Source organism: Streptomyces cyaneofuscatus (assembly GCF_033109485.1).
GTDB classification, from domain to species: Bacteria; Actinomycetota; Actinomycetes; order Streptomycetales; family Streptomycetaceae; genus Streptomyces; species Streptomyces cyaneofuscatus.
The window spans coordinates 5,258,844-5,280,340 of sequence record NZ_CP137002.1 but is presented as its reverse complement, the minus strand read 5'-3'; the positions used below and the strand labels follow the sequence as shown (position 1 = coordinate 5,280,340).

Below are 21,497 nucleotides of genomic sequence, written 5' to 3'. Positions count from 1 at the left end.
GCGGCACCGTGTCCCATGGAGGAAGTTGATGACCACGGCTGAGACCGCACCCGCGGCCGAGAAGAAGAAGGGCGCCGGCGCGATGGCCGTCATGCAGCGCATCGGCCGCAGCCTCATGCTGCCGGTCGCCGTGCTGCCGGCAGCCGCGCTCCTGGTCCGCCTCGGCAACGGCGACATGCTGGGGCGCGAGTCGTTCCCGACCTTCATCACGAAGCTCGCCGGTTACATGGCCGCGGGCGGCGGCGCGATCCTCGACAACATGCCGCTGCTGTTCGCCGTCGGTATCGCGATCGGCTTCGCGAAGAAGTCGGACGGCTCGACGGCGCTGGCCGCCGTCACCGGTTACCTCGTCTTCCAGAAGGTGCTCGCCACCTTCACGGACAGCAACCTGCCCCAGGTCGCGAGCGTCGCCGACGGCAAGATCGTGATGAGCGACGCCCCCGTCAACGCCGGTGTCCTCGGCGGTGTCGTGATGGGCATAGTCGTGGCCCTGCTGTACCAGAAGTTCTACCGGACGAAGCTGCCCGACTGGGCCGGCTTCTTCAGCGGCCGCCGTCTGGTCCCGATCCTCTCCGCCTTCGCGGGTCTGCTCATCGGTATCGTCTTCGGTCTGATCTGGCCGGTCCTCGGCGCCGGTCTGCACAACTTCGGTGAGTGGCTCGTCGGCTCGGGCGCGGTCGGCGCGGGCATCTTCGGTGTCGCCAACCGTGCGCTGATCCCGGTCGGCATGCACCACCTGCTGAACTCCTTCCCGTGGTTCCAGGCGGGCGAGTACAACGGCGCCCACGGTGACATCGCCCGCTTCCTCGCCGGTGACCCGAACGCCGGACAGTTCATGACCGGCTTCTTCCCGATCATGATGTTCGCCCTCCCGGCGGCCTGCCTCGCGATCGTCCACTGTGCCCGTCCGGAGCGCCGCAAGGTCGTCGGCGGCATGATGTTCTCCCTCGCGCTGACCTCGTTCGTCACCGGTGTGACCGAGCCGATCGAGTTCACGTTCATGTTCATCGCCCCGGTGCTGTACGCGATCCACGCGGTGCTGACCGGTGTGTCGATGGCCCTGACCTGGGCGCTCGGCATGAAGGACGGCTTCGGCTTCTCCGCCGGTCTGGTCGACTTCCTGCTGAACCTCGGCATCGCGTCGAAGCCCTGGCTGCTGGTCCTGGTCGGCCTCTGCTTCGCGGTGATCTACTACGTGGTCTTCCGCTTCGCGATCACCAAGTTCAACCTCCCGACCCCGGGCCGGGAGTCGGACGAGGAGCTCGCCGAGCTGCAGAAGGCCGAGGCGAAGTAGCCCTCAGCCGCACCCGTACCCCCCGTACTCCGTACGCACGAAGCCCCCGCCTTCCTTCTTGGAAGGCGGGGGCTTCGTCGTACCTGGACCTGGACCCGGACCCGTACTCAGAACTCGTACACCGCTCCCGGCGCCGCCAGGTCCACCGGGCCCGGGTAGGCCGCCCGTGCGTCGGCGAGGTTGCGGTTCTCGTCCGTCCACGGCGGGATGTGGGTGAGGACGAGCCGGCGGGCGCCCGCGCGGGCGGCGGCCTCGCCGGCCTCACGGCCGTTGAGGTGCAGGTCGGGGATGTCTTCCTTGCCGTCGACGAACGACGCCTCGCACAGGAACAGGTCCGCGTCCCGGGCCAGCTCCTCCAGGGCGTCGCAGGTCCCGGTGTCGCCGGAGTAGGCGAGGGTGGAGCCGCCGTGCTCGACCCGGATGCCGAAGGTGTCGACGGGGTGGCGGAGCTTCTCCGTACGGACCGTGAAGGGGCCGATCTCGAAGGAGTCCGCCTTGAGCGTGTGGAAGTCGAAGACCTCGCTCATCGCCTGCTCGGAGGGGGTGTCGCCGTGGGCGGCGGTCAGGTGCTGCTCGGTGCCTTCGGGTCCGTAGACCGGAAGAGGGACCGGGCGGGCGCCGTCGTGGCGGTAGTAGCGCACGACGAAGTACGCGCACATGTCGGCGCAGTGATCGGCGTGGAGGTGGCTGAGGAAGATCGCGTCGAGGTCGTAGAGACCGACGTGGCGCTGCAGCTCGCCGAGGGCGCCGTTGCCCATGTCGAGGAGCAGCCGGAAGCCGTCGGCCTCTACGAGGTAGCTCGAGCATGCCGAACCCGGGGACGGGAACGAGCCGGAGCAGCCGACGACGGTGAGCTTCATGGAGCGTGAACCTCCGAGGCATGGGAACGGGGAGGGTTCGTGCGGGTGGGGTCGTGCAATTCCTGCCGGAACGTTTTGCGGTTTGTCGAGCGTAAGGCGCAAAACTCCGCGTCGCTCCTCTGCCGCCTGCCGTTGTGGGGGAACTCACCTGCTCTGTCACCGGTTCGATGGAAGCGCGCCCACGGTGGGGCCCGGGCGCGGCGTCCGGGTGCGGGAGGGGTGTCCGGCGGCCGCCGGTACCGTCGGGGGATGAACACGTTCTGGTGGGTGGCGCTGGTCGCCGTGGTTCTGCTGGCCCTCGTCGCCGCGGTGGTGGACGGGCGGGGGCGCTCGGACCGGGGGCCCCGGTCGCGGCGGCCGCGGCAGCCGGCAGGGTCGGCCCGGCCGCCGTCGCGGCCTTCGCGGCCTTCGGGAAAGCCGTCAGGGCCGTCGGGGCCGTCGGGGCGCGGGGACGCGCGTACACCGCGGGCGGGTGAGGTGTGGTGGGCCGATGTGCCGTACGAGGACGGGCCCGGGTCCAAGGACCGGCCGTGCCTGGTGCTTTCCGTACGGGGGCGGGGCCGGGGGCGCACGGTGATCGTCGCCAAGATCACCAGCAAGCATCACGAGGAGCGGCCCGGGGTGATCGCGCTGCCCGCGGGGACGGTGGGGGATCAGCGGGGGCGGCAGAGCTTCCTGGAGACGGATGAGCTGCGGGAGGTGGCGCTCGGGGGGTTCCGGCGGAGGGTGGGGGCGGTGGATTCCGAGCTGTGGGAGCGGGTGCGGGGGCTGGGGGCGGGGTGAGGGCGGGGCCCTTCGGGGCGCTGCCCCGGGCCCCGCTCCTCAATCGCCGGAGGGGCTCAAAAGATGAAAAGACGTCCTCAAACGCCGGACGGGCTGGAGTGAGCCCGGACGGGCTGGGATGGCGCCCCCGAAACGGGCCAGAGAGGACGCCCCCGGACAGGCTCGAGTGGGCTACGCCCAGAGCTGGCCCTGCAACGTCTCGATCGCCGCTTCCGTCGTTTCCGCTGTGTAGACGCCCGTCGACAGGTACTTCCAGCCGCCGTCCGCCACCACGAAGACGATGTCCGCGCTCTCCCCCGCCTTGACCGCCTTGTTGCCCACGCCGATCGCCGCGTGGAGTGCGGCGCCGGTGGAGACGCCCGCGAAGATGCCCTCCTGCTGGAGGAGTTCGCGGGTGCGGGTGACCGCGTCGGCGGAGCCGACCGAGAAGCGGGTGGTGAGGACCGAGGCGTCGTAGAGCTCGGGGACGAAGCCCTCGTCGAGGTTGCGGAGGCCGTAGACCAGGTCGTCGTAGCGCGGCTCGGCGGCGACGATCTGGATGCCGGGGCGGTTCTCGCGGAGGTAGCGGCCGACGCCCATCAGGGTGCCGGTGGTGCCGAGGCCCGCCACGAAGTGCGTGATGGACGGGAGGTCGGTGAGGATCTCCGGTCCGGTGGTGGCGTAGTGGGCGCCCGCGTTGTCCGGATTGCCGTACTGGTAGAGCATCACCCAGTCCGGGTGCTCCTCGCTGAGCTCCTTCGCGACCCGTACGGCCGTGTTGGAGCCGCCCGCGGCCGGGGAGGAGATGATCTCGGCGCCCCACATGGCGAGCAGGTCGCGGCGTTCCTGCGAGGTGTTCTCCGGCATGACGCAGACGATGCGGTAGCCCTTGAGCTTGGCCGCCATGGCGAGCGAGATGCCGGTGTTGCCGCTGGTGGGCTCCAGGATCGTGCAGCCGGGGGTGAGCCGGCCGTCCTTCTCGGCCTGTTCGACCATGTGGAGCGCGGGGCGGTCCTTGATCGAGCCGGTGGGGTTGCGGTCCTCCAGCTTGGCCCAGATGCGGACGTCCTCGGACGGGGACAGCCGCGGGAGGCGGACGAGGGGGGTGTTCCCCACGGCCGCCAGCGGGGAGTCGTACCGCATCAGCGCATGCCGCCGGCGACGGCCGGGAGGATGGTGACGTTGTCGCCGTCGCTGAGCTTGGTGGAGATGCCGTCGAGGAAGCGGACGTCCTCGTCGTTGAGGTAGACGTTCACGAAGCGGCGGAGCTGCTCGCCGTCGACGATGCGCTCACGGATGCCGGTGTGGCGGCTCTCCAGGTCGGCGAAGAGGTCGGCGAGGGTGTCCCCGTTGCCTTCGACGGCCTTGGCGCCGTCGGTGTAGGTGCGGAGGATGGTCGGGATGCGGACCTCGATGGCCATGGCGTGGGCTCCTGTCGAAAGCGGGGAGTGGTGGCGTGGGGCGCGCGTTTCTTCCCCCGCGCGGGGGGTGGAGCAGGTGGGTGGCGCGTGGGCCGTGGTTCAGGCCGTGCGGCTCACGGGCAGGCTGCGGGCGGGGGACAGATCGCGCTCTTGAGCCTGCACAGGTCGACGTGCAGCCGCGCGACGAGCAGTGTGCCCGGCGTCCTGTTGCTCACGTCATGGGGAACCATGCGGGCATCGTATCGATTCCCCGTCCGGAAACCCGAGTGTGATCCCACATGGTGGATGGTGAGCGATCATTATGTGGACAGGGCGGGGCGGCCTGGTCCCTCCGGCAGGTAGATCACCGTCGGCGCACCCGTCTTCGGGTGGGCGCTGACCTCGGCCGCGACGCCGTAGACCTCGCCGAGCAGGTCCGCCGTGAGGACCTCCTCGGGGGTGCCGGAGGCGACGACGCGGCCGCCCTTGAGGACGTACAGGCGGTCGCAGTAGTAGGCGGCGAGGTTGAGGTCGTGCAGGGCGAGGAGGTTGGTGGTGCCGAGGCCGCGGACCAGGGAGAGGATCTCCAGCTGGTAGCGGATGTCCAGGTGGTTGGTCGGCTCGTCCAGGACGACGAGCGCGGGCTGCTGGACCAGGGCGCGGGCGACCAGGGCGCGTTGGCGTTCGCCGCCGGAGAGGGAGGCGAACGTACGGGGTTCGAGTGCGGCGATCCCGACCCGGTCGAGGGCCTCGGTGACGAGGGCGGTGTCGGCGGCGTTGTCGGCCTCCCAGAACCGCTTGTGCGGGGCGCGGCCCATCGCGACGACCTGGCCGACGGTGAGCTCGAACCCGGCGTGGCCGTCCTGCGGGACGGTGGCGATGCGCTGGGCGCGGGCCTTCACGGGGAGGGTGGCGAGGTCGTCGCCGTCGAGGAGGACGCGGCCGTGGGTGGGGCGCAGGGTGCCGTAGACGCAGCGCAGGAGCGTGGTCTTGCCGCTGCCGTTGGGGCCGACCAGGCCGACGGTCTCGCCGTCGGCGGCGGTGAGGTCGACGGAGTCCACGAGGTGGCGGCCTTCGCCGACGCCGTACGAGAGTGCCTCGGTGCGCAGGGTGGTCACGGGCGGGCTCCCTCGGGCGTACGTACGGCTCTCATGCGGGGGCCCCTTCCGGCCTGCGGCGCAGCATCCACAGGAAGAACGGGCCGCCGGTCAGGGCGGTGAGCACGCCTACCGGGATGTCCTGCGGGGCCGCGAGCGTGCGGGCGGCCAGGTCGGCGAGGACCAGGAACACCGCCCCGCCGAGCGCGACCACCGGGAGCAGCGCGCGGTGCGCGGCGCCGACCGCCATCCGGGCCATGTGCGGGACCATCAGCCCGACGAAGCCGATCGCTCCGCTGTACGCGACGAGCGCCCCGGTCATCAGGGAGGCGAGGACGAAGACGGCGGCCCGGAAGCGGGCGGTGTCCAGGCCGAGGACGGTCGCGCCCTCCTCCCCCACCAGGAGCAGGTCGAGCGGGCGGGCCAGGGTGAGGAGCACGGCCGTACCGGCGATCAGGGTGACCGTCGGCAGCGCGAGCATGTCCCAGCGGGCCGCGCCGAGGCCGCCGAGGGTCCAGTAGAGGACTTCCTGGAGGTGGTCGGCGCGGGCGGAGGTGACCAGGATCAGGCTGGTCAGGGCGGAGAGGATGTAGGAGACGGCGACCCCGGCGAGGACCAGCCGGTTGGTGGTGAGGCCTCCCCCGCCGCGCGCCAGGGTGTAGACGAGGAGCAGCGAGAGCAGCGCTCCGGCGAACGCGGCGGCCGGGATCGTGACGGTGGTGGCGAGGGTGGCGCCGATGCCGAGGACGATGACCAGGACCGCGCCGGTGGAGGCGCCGGAGGAGACGCCGAGGAGGAACGGGTCGGCGAGCTGGTTCCGTACGAGGGCCTGGAGGACGGTGCCGATGACGGCGAGTCCGGCGCCGACGACGATGCCGAGCAGGACCCGGGGCAGCCGGACGTCCAGGACGATCGTGCGGAACGGGCTCGCGTCCGCCCGGCCGGTCAGGATGTCGATGACCTGGCCGGGCGGGATGCGGACGGAGCCGAGGGCGAGGGCGGCGACCACGGCGGCTGCGAGGAGGGCGGCGAGGACGCCGACGACCAGGGTGTAGCGCAGCAGCCGCCGCGGTGCGGGGGTGCGGCAGGTCACGAGGTGGTGGCCGCCGGGTGGAGCTGGGCCGCGAGCTTCTCGACGGCGGCGGGGACACGGACACCGAGGACCGCGTCGGAGAGCGGCATGACCGCGAAGCGCTTGTTCTTGATGGCGGGGACGTCGGCGAGGGCCGGGTCGTCCAGGAGGCGCTTCTTCTTCTGGGCGACGGTGGTCGCGCCGTAGTCGTAGATCACGATCGCCTCGGGCTTGCGGGCGACGACGTTCTCCCAGGAGGCGTCCCCGAAGGACTTGTCGAGGTCGGCGAAGATGTTGGTGCCGCCGGCGCGCGTGATCAGCTCGTTGCCGATGCCCTTGCCGCCCGCGGTGAACGCGGTCTTGTCGCCGCTGTCGTAGACGAAGACGGGGAGGGCCTTGAGGTCCTTGAGCTTCTCGGCGGTGGCCGCGTTGTCGGCCTTGGCCTGCTTGATCCAGGCCTCGGCGCGGTCGGTGACGCCGAAGGTGCGGCCGACCTCGCGGATCTCCTCGTAGAGGGTCTCCATCGGGGTGTCGGCCTTGGCGCAGCTCTCGGTGTTGAGCCGGGTCTCGATGCCGGCCTTCTCGAACGCCTCGCGGCCGCGGCCGTCGCCGGCGGTGAAGGCGCTGCTGTAGCCGCCGTAGACGAAGTCGGGGTTGCTGGCGAGGACCTGCTCGTAGGAGGGGTACTCCTTGGCGATGACCGGGACGGACGCGTAGTCCTTCGCGTACTTCGGCAGGACCTTGTCGTCGAGGTAGGCGGTGCCGACCAGGGACTTGGTGAGGCCGAGCTCCAGCATGATCTCGGTGACGTGCTGGTTCATGGTGACCACGCGCTTCGGCGGGGCCTTGTAGGTGGTGGTGACACCGCAGTTGGTGACGGTGTACGGGAAGCCGTCGCTCTTCGCCGCGGCCTTGTTCCCGGCGGGCTCGTCGCCCTCGGGGTTGGAGCAGGCGGTGAGGGCGAGCGGGAGCAGCACGGCGGCGGCTATGAGCGCGGGGGTGCGCCGGGACATGGCGGGGCCTCTCCGGGGGATTTCCGCGTCCCCTGGTCGATGCGGAGAAGGCAGCGGGCCAGTTCCTGGCTTCCGGGCCGCCGTCCGGTACGTCGGTACGTACGGGAGGGCTGCCCGGTCACAGTGGCGGGACCGTGCCGGATTCGCACCGGCTTCCTGGTTCCTGCTGCCCTGTGGTCGGGTCTGGGGTGCAGTGTGCCAGACCCGACCACGGGCTCCGCGACGTACCCGGGTGCTCAGTACGCCTCGACGACCTGCACGTCTTCCTCGGTGATCTCGCCGTCCACGATGCGGTACGAGCGGAACTGGAAGGGGCCGGCGCCGTCGGTGTCGGCGGTGGAGACCAGGACGTAGTGGGCGCCGGGCTCGTTCGCGTACGTCACGTCGGTGCGGGAGGGGTAGGCCTCGGTCGCCGTGTGGGAGTGGTAGATGACCACGGGCTCCTCGTCGCGGTCGTCCATCTCGCGGTAGAGCTTGAGGAGGTCGCCGGAGTCGAACTCGTAGAACGTGGGCGAGCGGGCGGCGTTGAGCATCGGGATGAAGCGCTCGGGGCGCCCCGTTCCGGCCGGGCCCGCCACCACGCCGCACGCCTCGTCGGGGTGGTCGGCGCGGGAGTGGGCGACGATCTGGTCGTGGAGCGCCTGGGTGATGGTCAGCATGGCGCCAGGATAGGCATGCGGGCCCTCGCGTACCGGTGGGTGGTACGGGAGGGCCCGCATGGTGGACGCCGGGGCCGTGGGGGGAGGGTGAGCGGCCGGGCGTCCGGGAGGAGGGCCGGTCGTGGGCCCGGGGTCGCCGGGTCCGCCCTCGGGGTCGGTGCTTGGCCAGGACGGGGTCAGCGCTTGGCGAAGGCCGTGTTCTCCGGGTTGCGCGACTTGAGCACCAGGTAGGAGACGCCCAGGAGGAGCGCCCAGACCGGGGCGCAGTAGAGCGAGATCCTGGCGTCCTTGTCGACCGCCATCATCACGATGACCATGCCGATGAAGGCGAGCGCGAACCAGCTGGTGTACGGGGCGCCCGGCGCCTTGAACGAGGAGTGCGGGAGCACGCCCCGGTCGGCCAGGCGGCGGTAGCGGATCTGGCTGAACAGGATCATGATCCAGGCCCACATGCCGGAGATGGTCGCGAAGGAGACGACGTAGTTGAACGCCTCGCCCGGCCACTGGTAGTTGATCCAGACGCCGACGAGCATCAGGGCGGCGGAGAAGGTGGTGCCGACGAGCGGCAGGCCGTTCTTCGTCAGCTTGGTGAAGGCGCGCGGGCCCTGTCCGTTCATGGCCAGGTCGCGGAGCATACGGCCGGTGGAGTACATGCCGGAGTTGCAGGAGGAGAGCGCCGCGGTCAGGACGACGAAGTTGACGATGGCGGCGCCGATGCCGAGCCCCATCTCCTCGAAGGCCTTCACGAACGGCGAGACGCCCGGCTTGAACGTGGACCACGGGACGACCGACAGGATCATGATCAGCGCGCCGACGTAGAAGACGGCGATGCGCCACGGCACGGTGTTGATGGCCTTGGGCAGCACGGTCTTGGGGTCCTTGGACTCCCCGGCGGTGACGCCGACCAGCTCGACGGCGAGGAAGGCGAACATGACGATCTGGAGTGTCATCAGCATGCCGCCGATGCCGTTGGGGAAGAACCCGCCGTCGTTCCAGAGGTTGGAGACGGTCGCGGTGTCGCCCGCGTCGGAGAAGCCGAGGGTCAGCACGCCGGCGCAGATGAGGATCATGCCGACGATCGCGGTGACCTTGACCATGGAGAACCAGAACTCCAGCTCACCGAAGAGCTTCACGGAGATCAGGTTGGCGCCGTACAGAATGACGGTGAAGACCAGTGCGGACAGCCACTGCGGAATGTCCCACCAGTACGTCATATAGGTGGCTGCGGCGGTGACTTCGGTGATTCCGGTGACCACCCAGAACAGCCAGTACGTCCAGCCGGTCACGAATCCGAAGAAGGGCCCGATGAATTCGCGGGCGTACTCCGAGAAGGAGCCGGAGACCGGGCGGTACATGAGCAGTTCGCCCAGGGCCCGCATGATGAAGAAGATCACCAGGCCCGCGAGGACATAAGCCAGGATGAGGCTGGGTCCGGCCCGGTCGATCGCTTTGCCCGCGCCGAGGAAGAGCCCGGTGCCGATGGCTCCGCCGATGGCGATCATCTGGATCTGGCGGGCGCCCAGACCTCGCTGGTACCCCTCGCCGCCGGTCTCGGTCCCGTCGGCTTCCGCGCCGGGCCTTCCCTTGTCGGCCTGTCCCTCGTCGACCTGTGCCGATGTCATGTGTGGTGCGCCTTTCTCCACGCCGATCCGCGCCCTCAAGGCTGCGGATCAGGTCCTGATCCCCCCGGATATGGATGGAGTGCCACCGGCGTTCGGCCGGCTGGTGGCGGCCCCGGGAACAGGGGTGGCGTCCCCGGGCGTCGTGAAGATTTATCACGGCCGTCACAGGACACCATGGGACATTCTGTGGCGCACCCCACAGATAAAAGCGGACAAGGGGCGCCATCCACCACGAATGGCGCTTATGTCTTGGCGGGATCATTACCCGGATCTGAGCGTCCGTTGAGCGAACACGGACGGCTCACCGGTCGGGCCGGAGGATTACGGCATCAGGGTTTCGACGAGCGTTTCCTGGAGCGCCCCTAGCCAGAGATAAGCCATCACCATCGGCTTGCGCGGGTCGCTGTCGGGGAGCCGGTAGAGCGAACCCTCCTCGCCCTCGTCCTCGTCGGAGACGTCCAGCCGGGTGCCGATGGTGAGGCGCAGGTCGTTGAGCGAGCCGAGCCAGGAGCGGCACTCGTCGGCGGTGAGGGTGAGCACGGCCGCGCCGCTGCCGTCGGGCGAGAGCGCGTCCAGCGTCCGGACGACGGCGAGGGCGTCCTCGCGCTTGCGGGAGCGCAGATCGTTCTCGGTGAAGCGGCGGAACTCGGCGGACAGCGCCCGCAGCTCCTCCTCGGACTTCTCCTCGGGGGCGGCCCCGTCGGGACCCCCGTACGCGTCGGGGAAGAGCCGGGCCAGGGCCGGGTCCGACGGCGGCTTGCTGGGGCCCTCGGCGAAGAGCGCGGCGAGCGGATCCTCGCCGTCGGCGGGCGTCTCGCCCGGGCCGATCAGTTCGAGCAGCTGCACGGCGAGGGAGCGCAGGATCGAGATCTCGACCTCGTCGAGCGCGACGGCCGCGCCGCCGCCCGGGGTGGCCTCGAAATGGCCGGCCATGGATTCTCCGATGGTGGGTCGAACGGGGCAGGGGCGCTGAAGGGGTTCTAGTTGCGGTCCTGGGTGAGGGTGGCCCACAGCCCGTAGCCGTGCATGGCCTGGACGTCGCGCTCCATCTCCTCGCGGCTCCCGCTGGAGACGACGGCGCGGCCCTTCTGGTGCACGTCGAGCATGAGCTTGTGGGCCTTGTCCTTGGAGTAGCCGAAGTAGGCCTGGAAGACATAGGTCACATAGCTCATGAGATTGACCGGGTCGTTGTGGACGAGCGTCACCCACGGGACGTCCGGCTCGGGGACCGCGAAGGTCTCCTCGGCCGAATCGGGACGTTCGATCTCTAGCGGGGTAGCAACGCTCACCTGTCCCATGCTGCCACCCGGGCGGCCCGGGCGCACAAACGGACCCCACATCTCGTCACTTTGACGAATAGGGGGTAGCATCCCTGCCATGAACTCAGCGGACCTCGGGCGACGGGTCGGCGTTCCGTCGACCGCGCTCTTCACCGACCAGTACGAGCTGACCATGGTGCAGGCGGCCCTCAAGGCGGGCACCGCCGGCCGGCACTCCGTCTTCGAGGCGTTCACCCGCCGGCTGCCCGAGGGGCGGCGGTACGGGGTCGTCGCGGGCACCGGGCGGGTGCTGGACGCGGTGGAGAACTTCCACTTCGACGACGAGATGATCGGCTTCCTGCGCCAGCAGAACATCGTGGACGAGCCGACCCTGGAATGGCTGGCGGGCTACCGCTTCAGCGGCGACATCTGGGGCTACCCGGAGGGCGAGGTGTACTTCCCGGGATCGCCCATCCTGCGGGTCGAGGGGTCCTTCGCCGAGTGCGTGCTGCTGGAGACGGTGATCCTCTCCATCCTCAACCACGACTCGGCCATCGCGGCCGCCGCCTCGCGGATGTCGGCCGCGGCCGGGGGGCGCCGGCTGATCGAGATGGGGGCGCGGCGGACGCACGAGCTGTCGGCGGTGGCCTCGGCGCGAGCGGCGTACGTCGGCGGGTTCGACGCGACCTCCGATCTGGCGGCCGGATTCCGCTACGGGATCCCGACGGTCGGCACCAGCGCGCACGCCTTCACCCTGCTGCACGACACGGAGCGGGACGCGTTCCGGGCGCAGGTGGACTCGCTGGGGCGTGGGACGACGCTGCTGGTCGACACGTACGACGTGACCGAGGCCGTGCGGGCGGCGGTGGAGATCGCGGGGCCGGAGCTCGGGGCCGTACGGATCGACTCGGGCGACCTGCTGCTGGTCGCGCACCGGGTGCGGCAGCAGCTGGACGAGCTGGGGGCGACGGGCACGAAGATCGTGGTGACCTCGGACCTGGACGAGTACGCGATCGCCTCGCTGGCGGCGGCGCCGGTGGACGCGTACGGGGTGGGCACGCAGCTCGTGACCGGGAGCGGGCACCCGACGTGCTCGATGGTCTACAAGCTGGTGGCGCGGGCCGGGTCGGCGGAGCCGGATGCTCCGCTGGTGCCGGTGGCGAAGAAGTCGCTCGGGGCGAAGTCGTCCAAGGGCGGTCGCAAGTGGGCGGCGCGCCGGGTCGACGAGGGTGGCGTGGCCGAGGCCGAGGTGATCGGGACCGGGGCGGTGCCGGAGGGGCTCGTGGGGCGGGAGCTGCTGGTGGAGCTGGTGCGGGGTGGGGTGGTGGTGGCTCGGGAGCCGTTGGAGGCGGCTCGGGAGCGGCATGTTTCCGCCCGGGCGGGGCTGCCGATGTCGGCGATGCAGTTGTCGCGGGGCGAGCCGGTGATCGGGACGGAGTACGTGTGAGGCCGGGGGCGTCCGGCTGGCCGCTTCGTCCTCAAGCGCCGGACGGGCTGAACTGGGTAGGGGTTGATTGTCAGGGCCTAGTCTCTACGCTCGTTGGCATCCCCGTGAACGTTGAAATATCTCCGCTCCCCCTCCTCCCCACCTAAGGACACCCGCCATGCACCGCGCATTGATCGTCGTGGACGTTCAGAACGACTTCTGCGAGGGCGGCAGCCTCGCGGTGGCGGGTGGTGCCGATGTCGCCGCCGCCATCACCGATCTCATCGGTGAGGCCCAGCCCGGCTACCGGCACGTCGTGGCCACCCGGGACCACCACGTGGACCCCGGGGACCACTTCTCCGAGACGCCGGACTTCGTGGACTCCTGGCCGGTGCACTGCGTCGCCGGGACCGAGGGCGTCGGGTTCCACCCGAACTTCGCGCCCGCCGTCGCCTCCGGGGCCATCGACACCGTCTTCGACAAGGGCGCCTACTCGGCCGCGTACAGCGGTTTCGAGGGCGCCGACGAGAACGGGACCGGTCTCGCCGAGTGGCTGCGCGAGCGGTCCGTCACCGAGGTCGACGTGGTGGGCATCGCCACCGACCACTGCGTACGGGCCACCGCCCTGGACGCGGCCCGTGAGGGCTTCGTCACCCATGTCCTGCTCGACCTGACCGCCGGGGTCTCCTCCGCCACCACTGAGAAGGCCCTGGACGAGCTCCGGACAGCGGGCGTGAAGCTCTCCGGGAAGCCCGTCGTGGCCTAGGAGCTCCATACGGCCAGCTCCACACGGCCCCTACGCCGCCGGGCGGGCGGGGCCGGCGTGGCCCGCCGGGCCCAGCAGGGCCCTGATCGGGTGCCACAGCTCCTGGCCCGCCTGGGGCGCCGCCCGCCACAGCAGGCCGTCCGGGTGGTGCAGCACCGCCGTGATCTCGTCCGGTGTGGGCGGCCGGTCGTTGCCGCGCAGGTACACCGCCCGCAGCCCCAGGTTGCGCAGCCTGGTCAGGGCGCGCGCCCGGTTCGCCGCGTGGACCAGCACCCGTACCGGGGCGTCCGGGCCCGTCCCCGTACCCGTACCGCCGCACGGTCTGGTGAGGGTGAGCGCCACCACCACCGTGCCGTTCGGCAACCTGCAGAAACCTCCGCCTGCCATGCTCCGCACTCCCCCGTGAGACGTCGTGTCAATAAGGATGTGAACAAGACGCACCTAAACACGATCGGCCGCCGCCCGCTAGAGGGCGACGGCCGATCATGCTCTGACCTGCGGTTTTATGGAATTATCGGCCCGAGGGGCTGACCAGCACGGTCATCGAGGAGCCGTTGGCCGGCTCCAGGAGGATGGAGATGCGGGTGTTGGTGTCAGAAACCTTGACACTGCCCGTCGGGTTGTCCTTGTACCAGTAGGTGCCCTTGCGGTCGTCGAAGACCGGGTTGCCCAGGGCGGGCTTGATGTGCAGCGGGACGTCCGCGTTGTGGAGCGTGAAGCCCTTGTTCGGGTACCAGCTGAACGGGGCGTCGAACGGCTGGATCTTGTTGCGCAGGAGCGAGCCGTCCTTCCACTTGAGCGGCTTGGCGTGCGCGTCGACCGGCAGGATCAGACCCTCGCCCGGGTGGACGGAGGTGTTGTTGTCCTTCTGGGAGGTGTCCCAGAGCCAGACGAGCAGACCGGTCTGGTACGCGTAGTGCTCGACCCAGTCGGGGCGGGTGGTGGAGAAGCCGAAGTTGTACGGGCCGACCTTGAGGGTCTCGTCGTACGACACGTACTGGCGGTTCTCCGCGATGTAGTACTGCGGGTAGTCCTGCGTGAACGACTCACCGATCCGCGAGAAGCCCTTCACCGTCCAGCCGTTGTCACCGTCCTCGGCGTTGTCCGAGAAGAGGGTGGCACCGTCGGCGGTGATGGTGATCTCGTCGGCCGCGAAGCCCTTGCCGCCCGCGCCGCCGTCCGTCTGGTAGCGGAAGCGGAGGTCGACCTTCTTGCCCGCGTAGGCGTCGAGCGGGAAGGAGAGCTTCTGGTACGCGCCCGAGACGTCGGTCAGGGCCGGCTTGTCGCTGGCGTCACGCGGGATGGCCTTGCCGTCGGCGGTGCCGTCGAGCGCGGTCCAGCTCGTGCCGCCGTTGTCGGACACCTCGGTGTAGAGGTAGTCGTAGTCGGCCTCGATGTCGTACCAGCCCGAAAGGTCCAGCTTGGCCGACGACTTGCCGGTCAGGTCGACCGAGCGGGTCAGGGTGTTCGACAGGTTGTCGCCCCGGTCGCTCCACCACTGCTTCGTCCCCTGGGCGGGCTTGACGACGGTGGTGGTGACGGCCTTGGCCGGCAGCTCGACGACGAGCGCCTGCGGGTCCTTGGTGTTGTACTCCGAGACGCCCAGCTTGTGCAGCGAGGTCTTGCCCGCCTTGGCCGTGTCGTAGTCGAGCCAGCCCAGCTGGAGCTTGTCCCACGAGGTCATGTCGCCCGGCAGGTTGCCGATCTCGCCCTTGCCGGTGCCGAGCCAGGAGCCCGCCGACATCAGGGACCAGAAGCCGACCGAGTTCTCGCCGCCACCGGAGGTGTCGTACAGGTCCGGGAGGCCGAGGTCGTGGGCGTACTCGTGGGCGAAGACGCCCAGGCCGCCGTTCTCGGGCTGGACGGTGTAGTCACCGACCCAGATGCCGGTCTCACCGATCTGCGCGCCACCGGCCTTGTTGTTCGCCGGGCCGGTCGCGCCCGCGTTGGTGCCGTACGCGTACCAGCGGTGCGCCCAGATGGCGTTGGGGCCCTCGGCGCCGCCGCCGGCCGACTCGTCCTCACCGGCGTGGACCAGCTGGAAGTGGTCGATGTAGCCGTCCGGCTCGTTGAAGTTGCCGTCGCCGTCGAAGTCGTAGCGGTCCCACTGGTCGTACTCGGCGAGGTTCGCCTTGATCTGCGCGTCCGTACGGCCCTTGGCCTTCTGGTCGGCGACCCAGGCGTTGACGCCGTCGCGGACCGCGTCCCAGACGTTGGCGCAGTTGGACTGGCCGCAGTAGTTGGAGCCGTAGCGGGCCTCGTTGTAGTCGACCTTCACCCAGTCGGAGACCTGGCCCTCGACCGAGTAACGGCCCGAGGAGGTCTTCTCGTAGTAGGTCTTGAGCGAGTGGACGTTCTTGCCCTCGCCGAAGTACAGCTTCTGGAAGTGCGCCTGGTTGTAGTCGGCCTTCCAGGCGGTGCTGTTGTCCTTCTTCGGGTCCGGCTTGGCGATCTCGTTGTGCGCCGGGCCGGGGGTGCCGCCGTACTTCTTGACGGGCGGCTTGGGGCCGTCGCCGTCCGGGTCGAACAGGGTGGTGTCGTCGACCTTGTCGCCGAACTCCAGCAGGATGGTGAAGATCTTGTCGGTCTTCTCCCGGCCGAGCTCCACGTACTTCTTGCTGCCGAGCTTGACGACCTTGGAACCGGCCTTGGTCGTCACCTTCTTGTCCCCGGCGAGCACCTGCTCCAGCGCGGCCTCCCGCTGCGCTGCCTGCTGCTCGCTGAAGGGGCCTTCGAGGTTGTGCTCCACATGTCCCTTGCCGGGCGCCGGGTCGTGGCGGTCGACGGTGGGAGCGGCGGAGGCGGTGTTACCTGACGTGGTGTCATGCGCCTGGGCGGTGGCGAAGGTCGAGGCCGTCGCCGCGGTCGCGGCCATGGCCACGACAACAGCAGCGGCGCGAAGCGCCCGTCTCTGGTTGGTCACTTGATGCAGTCCTCCCCGGGCGTCCCGCGCGGCGGCCAGGGGGGTACGGAGAGGGCCGCGCGCGTGAACGCGTCACAAGTGACGACATTCGATCGGAGTTGCGAGAGAAAAGACAGACCTTGACTTGAACAGACCAAGTGCACTATGCAGGAGCGCTTTCCCGATATGCGGACAGGATCACCGTCAACGGGCGCGCCGCGCCGTCCGGTTGGTGAGAGGCGTGACTCCGTGCGCCCCCTGTGCACCGGTACCGTGGGTTAGGTCACGCTTACTACCGGTCCCGGTCGGGCATCCACCGTCGTAGGGTCGGAAGGTACCTGTGCACGTACCTCCGCCCGCCCATCCGACGTCCCGAGGACGGAAGAACGCCATGCCGCGTCCGACTGCCGCACAGCTCGTCTACGGTTCGGCCACCGTCATCTGTACGACCCTCGCCCTGCTGCTGCTCTCCGGTACGGAGTCGGGCATCGGCGTGGGCATCGCCGCCGTCACCGCGCTCGCGCTCGGCCTGCTGGTGGCCGTACGCCTGCCCCAGCCCCGGCAGCCCGCCCCGGCCCGGACGGCGCACCCGCACCGCACCGTCCACGCCTCCGCCGACCGGACGCACCACGCCCTGGACGGCCTCGGCGCCCGGGAGCGGGTGCCGGCCGCCCGCCCGTCCCAGCAGGCGGACCGGCAGCACTCGCTGCGCCGCTGAGCGATCCGCACCTCCGGCAGCCGGGCGGGGACGACGTACCGTACCCGCCCGGCTGCCGGCCTGCCCGGTGTTCCTACCTGGCCGCGACCACCACGGTCTTGGCCGCCTTGTCCTGGAGCCCCTGCCGGTAGGGCTTGTCCGTGAACATCAGCACGATGTTGATCAGCCACCACAGGCACGGGCAGCACAGCAGCGCCGGAGCCCACAGGACGACGGCCCGCATCAGCGCGGCCCCGGTGTCGGGCACCCGGCCGTCGTTGAGCATGGCCACGCGCAGCTTCAGCAGCCGCTTGCCGATGGTCCGGCCGTCCTTGTGGGTGAAGTACGTGTCGTACGCGACGTAGACGACCAGGCCGATGAACGACCACAGGAACTGGTGGCCGCTGTAGGCGCCGTCGAACCCGTCACCGCCGTCCCCGTCGACATCGATCGCCCCGCCCCACGGCAGCGAGATCAGGTACAGCGGGATCGAGATGATGAGGAAGTCGATCAGCCGCGCCAGGATCCGCTTGCCCGGCTCGGCCAGCGGCGGCATCCCGGCCAGCGGGTCCGGCGCCCCGAAACCCCCGCCGCTTCCGTACGGGTCGTTCGGCGGGGGCGGGGGCGGCGGAGGGGGCGGGGCGCTCCCATAGGGCGGCTGACCGCCCGACGGAGGCTGACCGTACGGCGGCTCACCGCCTGACGGAGGCTGACCGTCTGACGGCGGCGGGGGCTCCTGCGGCTTCTTGAGGAACGGATCGTCGTCCTCGGGCGGCTGGCCGGGCGTCGGCTGGTCGTTGCTCATGGGGGCAGTGCATCCCGTGCCACCGGGGCCCGCAACGGCTCAGGTGCGTTCGGGGGACGCGGGGCGGCATACGAGTCTACGGCGGGCCTCCGGGGGCCGCCCGCCCATCGTCGGCTCAGGCCGCCCGACCGACCGGGTCCTGTCTCCGCTCAGCCGGCCACGAACGTGCGGGCCGCCTTGTCGTGCCAGCACTGGCGCCAGGGGCGGTCGATCAGGCACCACAGCACGTTGGCCACGCCGATGACGAGGATCCCCAGCACCCCGTAGACGAGCCAGCGGCGCAGGGCCGCTCCGAGGGAGGGCGTGTCGTGGGACTCGATGTCCCGTACGTCGAGACCGAAGACCTTCTTGCCGAGCGTGCGGCCCCACTTGGCGGTGGGCAGCGCCTCCAGGAGGAAGCCGAGGACGAGGAAGGCCGCGATCAGGGCGCCGAGCAACGTCCCGGTGGTGGAGTCCAGCAGCCAGACGGTGACGGTCTCGCCGGTCTGCTTCGCCGCGGTGATCTTCCGGTCGATGTGGTCCATCGCCTGGGTGCCCAGGGGAATGGCCACCGCGCCGACGACCGTGCCGAGCACCAGGTTGTCGACCAGCCGGGCGGCGAACCGCTTGCCGAGCCCGGCGGGCCGGGCCGCCGCCTGGGCGCGGACGAGCTGCTGGAAGGGGTCGTCGGCCGCCGGGGGCTTCCAGGGCACGACGGGCTGGTCCGGACCCGCCGCCGTCCCGGCCCCGGGTCCGGACCCGGACTGCGCGAAGGGGGGCTGCTGGTGCTGGTGGGGCAGGGGGTGGGGCTGCTGGTGCAGGGACCGGGGCGCCGACTGCTGCTGGTGTTGTTGTTGCTGTTGCTGCTGTTGCTGCTGTTCGGGCTGGGCCAGTTGGTGGACCTGCTGCGCCCAGGACGCCGAGCCGCCGCCGGGGCCCGGGGTGAGCGGCGTGGGTACGGAGGGGGCGGCGGGGGCGGCCGGGACCTGGACCGGACCCTGCCGCGCCTCCTGCGGGGCGGGCGCGGGGGCCGGTACGGGGAGGGGCTGGGCGGCGGCGGGGGCAGAGGCGGCCGGGAGTCCCTGCGGCCCCTGCGGCGTACCGGTGTTCGGCTGTACGGAGTCGGGGCGCGGGGCGCTCCCCCGTACGGCGTTCGGCTGTGCGGCACCGGCCTGCGGGCCCACCGCGCGGATCGTGACCGTGCCCTCCGTCGGCGGGCGCGCCCCCGCCTCCTCCGCCGCCCCGCCGCCGTCCCGCATCCCCGGCAGCGCGCCGCGCGTCGGGTCCTGGGCGAGGGGCGTGCGCGGGTCGGCCGGGTCCGTGGCGGGCTCCGGGGCCGGGCCGCCCCACGAGATCCGGCGGTCCCGCTCGCCGCCGAAGCCGGCCTGGCGCGCGGAGTCCGCCTGCCAGACGGACCCGGCCTCGCCCTCGGCCGTGCTCTCGTGACGCCCGGCATCGGCGGACCCGTTCGTGCTGTCCGCGCCCCCGTCCTCCTCCTCGTCGAAGAAGATCGGTCCGGTCTCCTCCACCGGCGCTGCCTGCGCCTGCTGCTGCGGCGCGGGCCGGCTCGTCCCGGGCACCCAGGACGCGCCGTTCCAGTACCGGACGTAGCCGGGGATGGAGGGGTCCGGGTAGTAGCCCTCACGGGGGCTGTCGTCACCGGGTGCCGGAGTTGGCGCGCTCATCAGCGGGTCCCGTATCTCTTCGAGGCCTCAGGCCGTTCGGCGCCGGGAGGGCGGACGGCCTCAATACAAGGGTCCACATCTATCAGACCGCCACGTATCCCCGGGCCGGTCCGCCTGTTTGGGACCACTTTCGCGACGGATCGAAGTTTTTTTGAGAAGTCGCGTAATAGGTGGCGGGGAGGGCGCTCTCTCCTTGTGCGGGACGGTCAGCGGGACCGGCCCAGGAGCACCGGAAGGTCGTGCATTCTCATGATGAACATCGTGGAACGTGAGCTGGAGCTGAAGCTCGTCCTGTCCCCCGAGCGGTCCATCCCGGTCCCCGCCCGGCTGACGTACCGGACGGACGACCCGTACGCCGTGCACATCGCCTTCCACATCTCCTCCGAGTCGCCCGTGCACTGGACGTTCGCCCGGGAGCTGCTGGTGGAAGGGGTGTTCCGGCCGTGCGGGCACGGGGACGTACGGATCTGGCCGACGAAGATCGAGAACCGCAGCGTGATCTGCGTGGCCCTCACCTCCCCCGACGGCAACGCCCTCCTCGAAGTGCCCTCGGCCGCCGTGGCCGCCTGGGTGGAGCGGACCCTGCGCGTGGTGCCGCCGGGCACGGAGAGCGACCGGCTCGGGATCGACGAGGCGCTGGCGGAGCTGCTGGCCCCGCTGCCGGCGGACGACCTGTGGCTGAGCGACCCGTGGTCGGCGGACGAGTCGCCGTCCCAGGACGGTGAAGCGTGAGGGCCCCCGCAAGAAGCAGGCGTGAGGGCCCCGTGACCAGCGGGCGTGAGTGCTCCGTAAGCAGCGGGTGGTGTCAGAAGAGCTTGCCGGGGTTGAGGAGGCCGAGCGGGTCGAAGGCGGCCTTGATACCGCGCTGGAGCTCGATACCGGTCTCGCCCAGTTCGCGGGCGAGCCACTCCTTCTTGAGGACGCCGACGCCGTGTTCGCCGGTGATGGTCCCGCCCAGCTCCAGACCGAGCGCCATGATCGCGTCGAAGGACTCGCGGGCCCGGCGGGACTCGTCGGGGTCGGTGTGGTCGAAGCAGACGACGGGGTGGGTGTTGCCGTCGCCCGCGTGGGAGCAGACGCCGATGGTGAGGTCGTACCGCTCGGCGATGGCGGCGGTGCCCGCGAGCATCTCGCCGAGCCGCGAGCGCGGTACGCAGACGTCGTCGATCATCGTGGCGGACTTGACGGCCTCCAGCGCGGTGAGCGACATCCGGCGGGCCTGGAGGAGGAGTTCGGACTCGGCCGGGTTATCGGCCGGGACCACCTCGGTGGCTCCGGCGGCGGTGCAGAGCGCTCCGACGGCGGCGAGGTCGGGGGCAGGGGCGGGGGTGTCGAAGGCGCAGAGGAGGAGCGCCTCGGTGGTCTCCGGCAGCCCCATGGAGGCCAGTTGGTTGACGGCACGCACGGTCGTCCGGTCCATCAGTTCGAGGAGTGACGGGGTGTGACCGCGTTCCATGATCCGGCACACAGCGTCACAGGCGGCGGCTGCCGAGGGGAACTCGGCGGCGAGCACAAGCTGCTGCGGCGGCTGCGGTTTGAGCGCGAGGACGGCCTTGACGACGATCCCGAGGCTGCCTTCGGAGCCGACGAAGAGCCGGGTCAGGTCGTATCCGGCGACGCCTTTCGCCGTCCGGCGGCCGGTGGTCAGGAGCCGCCCGTCGGCGAGGACGACGTCCAGACCGAGGACGTACTCGGCGGTGACCCCGTACTTCACGCAGCACAGACCGCCGGAGGCCGTGCCGATGTTGCCGCCGATGGTGCAGGTCTCCCAGCTGGAGGGGTCCGGCGGGTAGTAGAGGCCGTGTTCGTTCACCGCGCGTGACAGCACCGCGTTGATGACGCCCGGCTCGACGACGGCGATCCGGTCGACCGGGCTGATCTCCAGGATCCGGTCCATCCTCACCAGGGAGAGCACGATGCAGCCGTCCGAGGCGTTGGCCGCGCCGGACAGGCCGGTGCGGGCGCCCTGCGGGACGACCGGGACGCGGAGTTCGGTGGCGGTGCGCATGACGTGCTGGACCTGCTCGACGGTGCGCGGGAGCACCACGACGGCCGGGGTGCCGGCCTCGCAGAAGCTCGCCATGTCGTGGGCGTAGGACGCGGTGACGTCCGGATCGGTGATCAGGGCCTCGGCGGGGAGGCCGGTGCGCAGGCGTTCGAGAAGATCGCTCATGGTTCCAGCGTGGCACCCGGGGGCCA

General features: G+C 70.7%; 22 protein-coding genes and 1 riboswitch. Of the genes, 6 read left to right on the top strand and 16 right to left on the bottom strand.

Annotation, left to right across the window (positions count from 1 at the left end; all coding sequences use genetic code 11):
• Nucleotides 1-28 precede the first annotated feature (28 nt).
• Nucleotides 29-1,294 carry a PTS transporter subunit EIIC gene (locus R2B67_RS23280; RefSeq protein ID WP_018512384.1) on the top strand — a complete coding sequence of 422 codons (1,266 nt, stop codon included), beginning with the start codon at nucleotides 29-31 and terminating at the stop codon, nucleotides 1,292-1,294.
• 107 nt (nucleotides 1,295-1,401) lie between these two features.
• Here R2B67_RS23280 and R2B67_RS23275 read toward each other — a convergent pair whose 3' ends face one another.
• Nucleotides 1,402-2,154: an MBL fold metallo-hydrolase gene (locus tag R2B67_RS23275; RefSeq protein WP_317820754.1), complete on the bottom strand. Its 753-nt coding sequence runs from the start codon at nucleotides 2,152-2,154 to the stop codon at nucleotides 1,402-1,404.
• 249 nt (nucleotides 2,155-2,403) lie between these two features.
• On the opposite strand from R2B67_RS23275, the gene R2B67_RS23270 reads away from it, so the two are divergent.
• Nucleotides 2,404-2,937: a type II toxin-antitoxin system PemK/MazF family toxin gene (locus tag R2B67_RS23270; protein WP_317820752.1), complete on the top strand. Its 534-nt coding sequence runs from the start codon at nucleotides 2,404-2,406 to the stop codon at nucleotides 2,935-2,937.
• 171 nt (nucleotides 2,938-3,108) lie between these two features.
• Here R2B67_RS23270 and R2B67_RS23265 read toward each other — a convergent pair whose 3' ends face one another.
• From R2B67_RS23265 to clpS, 10 genes are all read right to left on the bottom strand, one after another.
• The gene (locus R2B67_RS23265) at nucleotides 3,109-4,059 is read right to left on the bottom strand and encodes a PLP-dependent cysteine synthase family protein (RefSeq protein WP_018512381.1); all 951 of its coding nucleotides are present in this window, start codon (nucleotides 4,057-4,059) and stop codon (nucleotides 3,109-3,111) included.
• Nucleotides 4,059-4,337, bottom strand: a complete 279-nt coding sequence (locus tag R2B67_RS23260; protein WP_006124874.1) for a MoaD/ThiS family protein — start codon at nucleotides 4,335-4,337, stop codon at nucleotides 4,059-4,061. The genes R2B67_RS23265 and R2B67_RS23260 overlap by 1 nt, the downstream gene beginning before the upstream one ends.
• A 113-nt stretch (nucleotides 4,338-4,450) precedes the next feature.
• The gene (locus R2B67_RS23255; protein ID WP_309544402.1) at nucleotides 4,451-4,567 is read right to left on the bottom strand and encodes a putative leader peptide; all 117 of its coding nucleotides are present in this window, start codon (nucleotides 4,565-4,567) and stop codon (nucleotides 4,451-4,453) included.
• Nucleotides 4,568-4,636: 69 nt separating this feature from the next.
• Nucleotides 4,637-5,434, bottom strand: a complete 798-nt coding sequence (locus R2B67_RS23250; RefSeq protein WP_317820749.1) for an ABC transporter ATP-binding protein — start codon at nucleotides 5,432-5,434, stop codon at nucleotides 4,637-4,639.
• Nucleotides 5,435-5,465: 31 nt separating this feature from the next.
• Nucleotides 5,466-6,506, bottom strand: a complete 1,041-nt coding sequence (locus R2B67_RS23245) for a FecCD family ABC transporter permease (protein WP_317820747.1) — start codon at nucleotides 6,504-6,506, stop codon at nucleotides 5,466-5,468.
• Complete coding sequence (locus tag R2B67_RS23240; protein ID WP_317820746.1) at nucleotides 6,503-7,498, bottom strand: ABC transporter substrate-binding protein; 996 nt, start codon at nucleotides 7,496-7,498, stop codon at nucleotides 6,503-6,505. Before R2B67_RS23240 ends, R2B67_RS23245 begins: the two co-directional genes overlap by 4 nt.
• Before the next feature lie 39 nt (nucleotides 7,499-7,537).
• Nucleotides 7,538-7,716, bottom strand: a riboswitch (cobalamin riboswitch).
• A gap of 18 nt (nucleotides 7,717-7,734) precedes the next feature.
• Nucleotides 7,735-8,157: a M67 family metallopeptidase gene (locus tag R2B67_RS23235; RefSeq protein WP_018512377.1), complete on the bottom strand. Its 423-nt coding sequence runs from the start codon at nucleotides 8,155-8,157 to the stop codon at nucleotides 7,735-7,737.
• Between the two features lie 176 nt (nucleotides 8,158-8,333).
• Nucleotides 8,334-9,779, bottom strand: coding sequence for an amino acid permease (locus R2B67_RS23230; protein WP_030567738.1), 1,446 nt, complete (start codon nucleotides 9,777-9,779; stop codon nucleotides 8,334-8,336).
• A 321-nt stretch (nucleotides 9,780-10,100) separates the two neighbouring features.
• Nucleotides 10,101-10,712: a DUF2017 domain-containing protein gene (locus R2B67_RS23225; protein WP_237326122.1), complete on the bottom strand. Its 612-nt coding sequence runs from the start codon at nucleotides 10,710-10,712 to the stop codon at nucleotides 10,101-10,103.
• A gap of 47 nt (nucleotides 10,713-10,759) precedes the next feature.
• On the bottom strand, nucleotides 10,760-11,077 hold the full coding sequence (clpS, locus tag R2B67_RS23220) for an ATP-dependent Clp protease adapter ClpS (protein WP_026241551.1): 318 nt from the start codon (nucleotides 11,075-11,077) through the stop codon (nucleotides 10,760-10,762).
• Nucleotides 11,078-11,156: 79 nt separating this feature from the next.
• Here clpS and R2B67_RS23215 point away from each other — a divergent pair, with 79 nt between their 5' ends.
• Nucleotides 11,157-12,485, top strand: a complete 1,329-nt coding sequence (locus R2B67_RS23215; protein ID WP_317820742.1) for a nicotinate phosphoribosyltransferase — start codon at nucleotides 11,157-11,159, stop codon at nucleotides 12,483-12,485.
• 157 nt (nucleotides 12,486-12,642) lie between these two features.
• A complete protein-coding gene (locus R2B67_RS23210) occupies nucleotides 12,643-13,230 on the top strand; it encodes an isochorismatase family protein (RefSeq protein ID WP_237326125.1) in 588 nt (195 codons plus the stop codon).
• Between the two features lie 30 nt (nucleotides 13,231-13,260).
• Here R2B67_RS23210 and R2B67_RS23205 read toward each other — a convergent pair whose 3' ends face one another.
• Nucleotides 13,261-13,617: a hypothetical protein gene (locus R2B67_RS23205; protein ID WP_078533132.1), complete on the bottom strand. Its 357-nt coding sequence runs from the start codon at nucleotides 13,615-13,617 to the stop codon at nucleotides 13,261-13,263.
• 124 nt (nucleotides 13,618-13,741) lie between these two features.
• Complete coding sequence (locus R2B67_RS23200; RefSeq protein ID WP_317820740.1) at nucleotides 13,742-16,153, bottom strand: immune inhibitor A domain-containing protein; 2,412 nt, start codon at nucleotides 16,151-16,153, stop codon at nucleotides 13,742-13,744.
• A gap of 370 nt (nucleotides 16,154-16,523) precedes the next feature.
• Here R2B67_RS23200 and R2B67_RS23195 point away from each other — a divergent pair, with 370 nt between their 5' ends.
• Complete coding sequence (locus R2B67_RS23195) at nucleotides 16,524-16,850, top strand: hypothetical protein (protein WP_317820738.1); 327 nt, start codon at nucleotides 16,524-16,526, stop codon at nucleotides 16,848-16,850.
• 73 nt (nucleotides 16,851-16,923) lie between these two features.
• On the opposite strand, the gene R2B67_RS23190 is transcribed toward R2B67_RS23195, so the two are convergent.
• Together R2B67_RS23190 and R2B67_RS23185 are read right to left on the bottom strand one after the other, a co-directional pair.
• Complete coding sequence (locus R2B67_RS23190; protein ID WP_317820737.1) at nucleotides 16,924-17,634, bottom strand: RDD family protein; 711 nt, start codon at nucleotides 17,632-17,634, stop codon at nucleotides 16,924-16,926.
• A 149-nt stretch (nucleotides 17,635-17,783) separates the two neighbouring features.
• Nucleotides 17,784-19,298 (bottom strand): RDD family protein, encoded by a 1,515-nt coding sequence (locus R2B67_RS23185; protein WP_317820736.1) that lies wholly within the window; start codon nucleotides 19,296-19,298, stop codon nucleotides 17,784-17,786.
• Between the two features lie 249 nt (nucleotides 19,299-19,547).
• On the opposite strand from R2B67_RS23185, the gene R2B67_RS23180 reads away from it, so the two are divergent.
• Entirely contained in the window at nucleotides 19,548-20,030 is a 483-nt protein-coding gene (locus R2B67_RS23180; RefSeq protein WP_317820735.1) for an SsgA family sporulation/cell division regulator, read from the top strand.
• Nucleotides 20,031-20,103: 73 nt separating this feature from the next.
• Here R2B67_RS23180 and R2B67_RS23175 read toward each other — a convergent pair whose 3' ends face one another.
• Nucleotides 20,104-21,471 carry an FAD-binding oxidoreductase gene (locus tag R2B67_RS23175; protein WP_237326131.1) on the bottom strand — a complete coding sequence of 456 codons (1,368 nt, stop codon included), beginning with the start codon at nucleotides 21,469-21,471 and terminating at the stop codon, nucleotides 20,104-20,106.
• Between the last annotated feature and the right edge of the window lie 26 nt (nucleotides 21,472-21,497).

Bases quoted from the DNA above. Each gene is read 5' to 3' on its own strand.
- R2B67_RS23210 (WP_237326125.1), top strand. From the start codon at position 12,643: ATGCACCGCGCATTGATCGTCGTGGACGTTCAGAACGACTTCTGCGAG.
- R2B67_RS23215 (WP_317820742.1), top strand. From the start codon at position 11,157: ATGAACTCAGCGGACCTCGGGCGACGGGTCGGCGTTCCGTCGACCGCG.
- R2B67_RS23265 (WP_018512381.1), bottom strand. From the start codon at position 4,059: ATGCGGTACGACTCCCCGCTGGCGGCCGTGGGGAACACCCCCCTCGTC.
- R2B67_RS23230 (WP_030567738.1), bottom strand. From the start codon at position 9,779: ATGACATCGGCACAGGTCGACGAGGGACAGGCCGACAAGGGAAGGCCC.
- R2B67_RS23270 (WP_317820752.1), top strand. From the start codon at position 2,404: ATGAACACGTTCTGGTGGGTGGCGCTGGTCGCCGTGGTTCTGCTGGCC.
- R2B67_RS23260 (WP_006124874.1), bottom strand. From the start codon at position 4,337: ATGGCCATCGAGGTCCGCATCCCGACCATCCTCCGCACCTACACCGAC.
- R2B67_RS23180 (WP_317820735.1), top strand. From the start codon at position 19,548: ATGATGAACATCGTGGAACGTGAGCTGGAGCTGAAGCTCGTCCTGTCC.
- R2B67_RS23175 (WP_237326131.1), bottom strand. From the start codon at position 21,471: ATGAGCGATCTTCTCGAACGCCTGCGCACCGGCCTCCCCGCCGAGGCC.
- R2B67_RS23185 (WP_317820736.1), bottom strand. From the start codon at position 19,298: ATGAGCGCGCCAACTCCGGCACCCGGTGACGACAGCCCCCGTGAGGGC.
- R2B67_RS23275 (WP_317820754.1), bottom strand. From the start codon at position 2,154: ATGAAGCTCACCGTCGTCGGCTGCTCCGGCTCGTTCCCGTCCCCGGGT.
- R2B67_RS23190 (WP_317820737.1), bottom strand. From the start codon at position 17,634: ATGAGCAACGACCAGCCGACGCCCGGCCAGCCGCCCGAGGACGACGAT.
- R2B67_RS23280 (WP_018512384.1), top strand. From the start codon at position 29: ATGACCACGGCTGAGACCGCACCCGCGGCCGAGAAGAAGAAGGGCGCC.
- clpS (WP_026241551.1), bottom strand. From the start codon at position 11,077: ATGGGACAGGTGAGCGTTGCTACCCCGCTAGAGATCGAACGTCCCGAT.
- R2B67_RS23255 (WP_309544402.1), bottom strand. From the start codon at position 4,567: ATGGTTCCCCATGACGTGAGCAACAGGACGCCGGGCACACTGCTCGTC.
- R2B67_RS23195 (WP_317820738.1), top strand. From the start codon at position 16,524: ATGCCGCGTCCGACTGCCGCACAGCTCGTCTACGGTTCGGCCACCGTC.
- R2B67_RS23240 (WP_317820746.1), bottom strand. From the start codon at position 7,498: ATGTCCCGGCGCACCCCCGCGCTCATAGCCGCCGCCGTGCTGCTCCCG.
- R2B67_RS23235 (WP_018512377.1), bottom strand. From the start codon at position 8,157: ATGCTGACCATCACCCAGGCGCTCCACGACCAGATCGTCGCCCACTCC.
- R2B67_RS23225 (WP_237326122.1), bottom strand. From the start codon at position 10,712: ATGGCCGGCCATTTCGAGGCCACCCCGGGCGGCGGCGCGGCCGTCGCG.
- R2B67_RS23205 (WP_078533132.1), bottom strand. From the start codon at position 13,617: ATGGCAGGCGGAGGTTTCTGCAGGTTGCCGAACGGCACGGTGGTGGTG.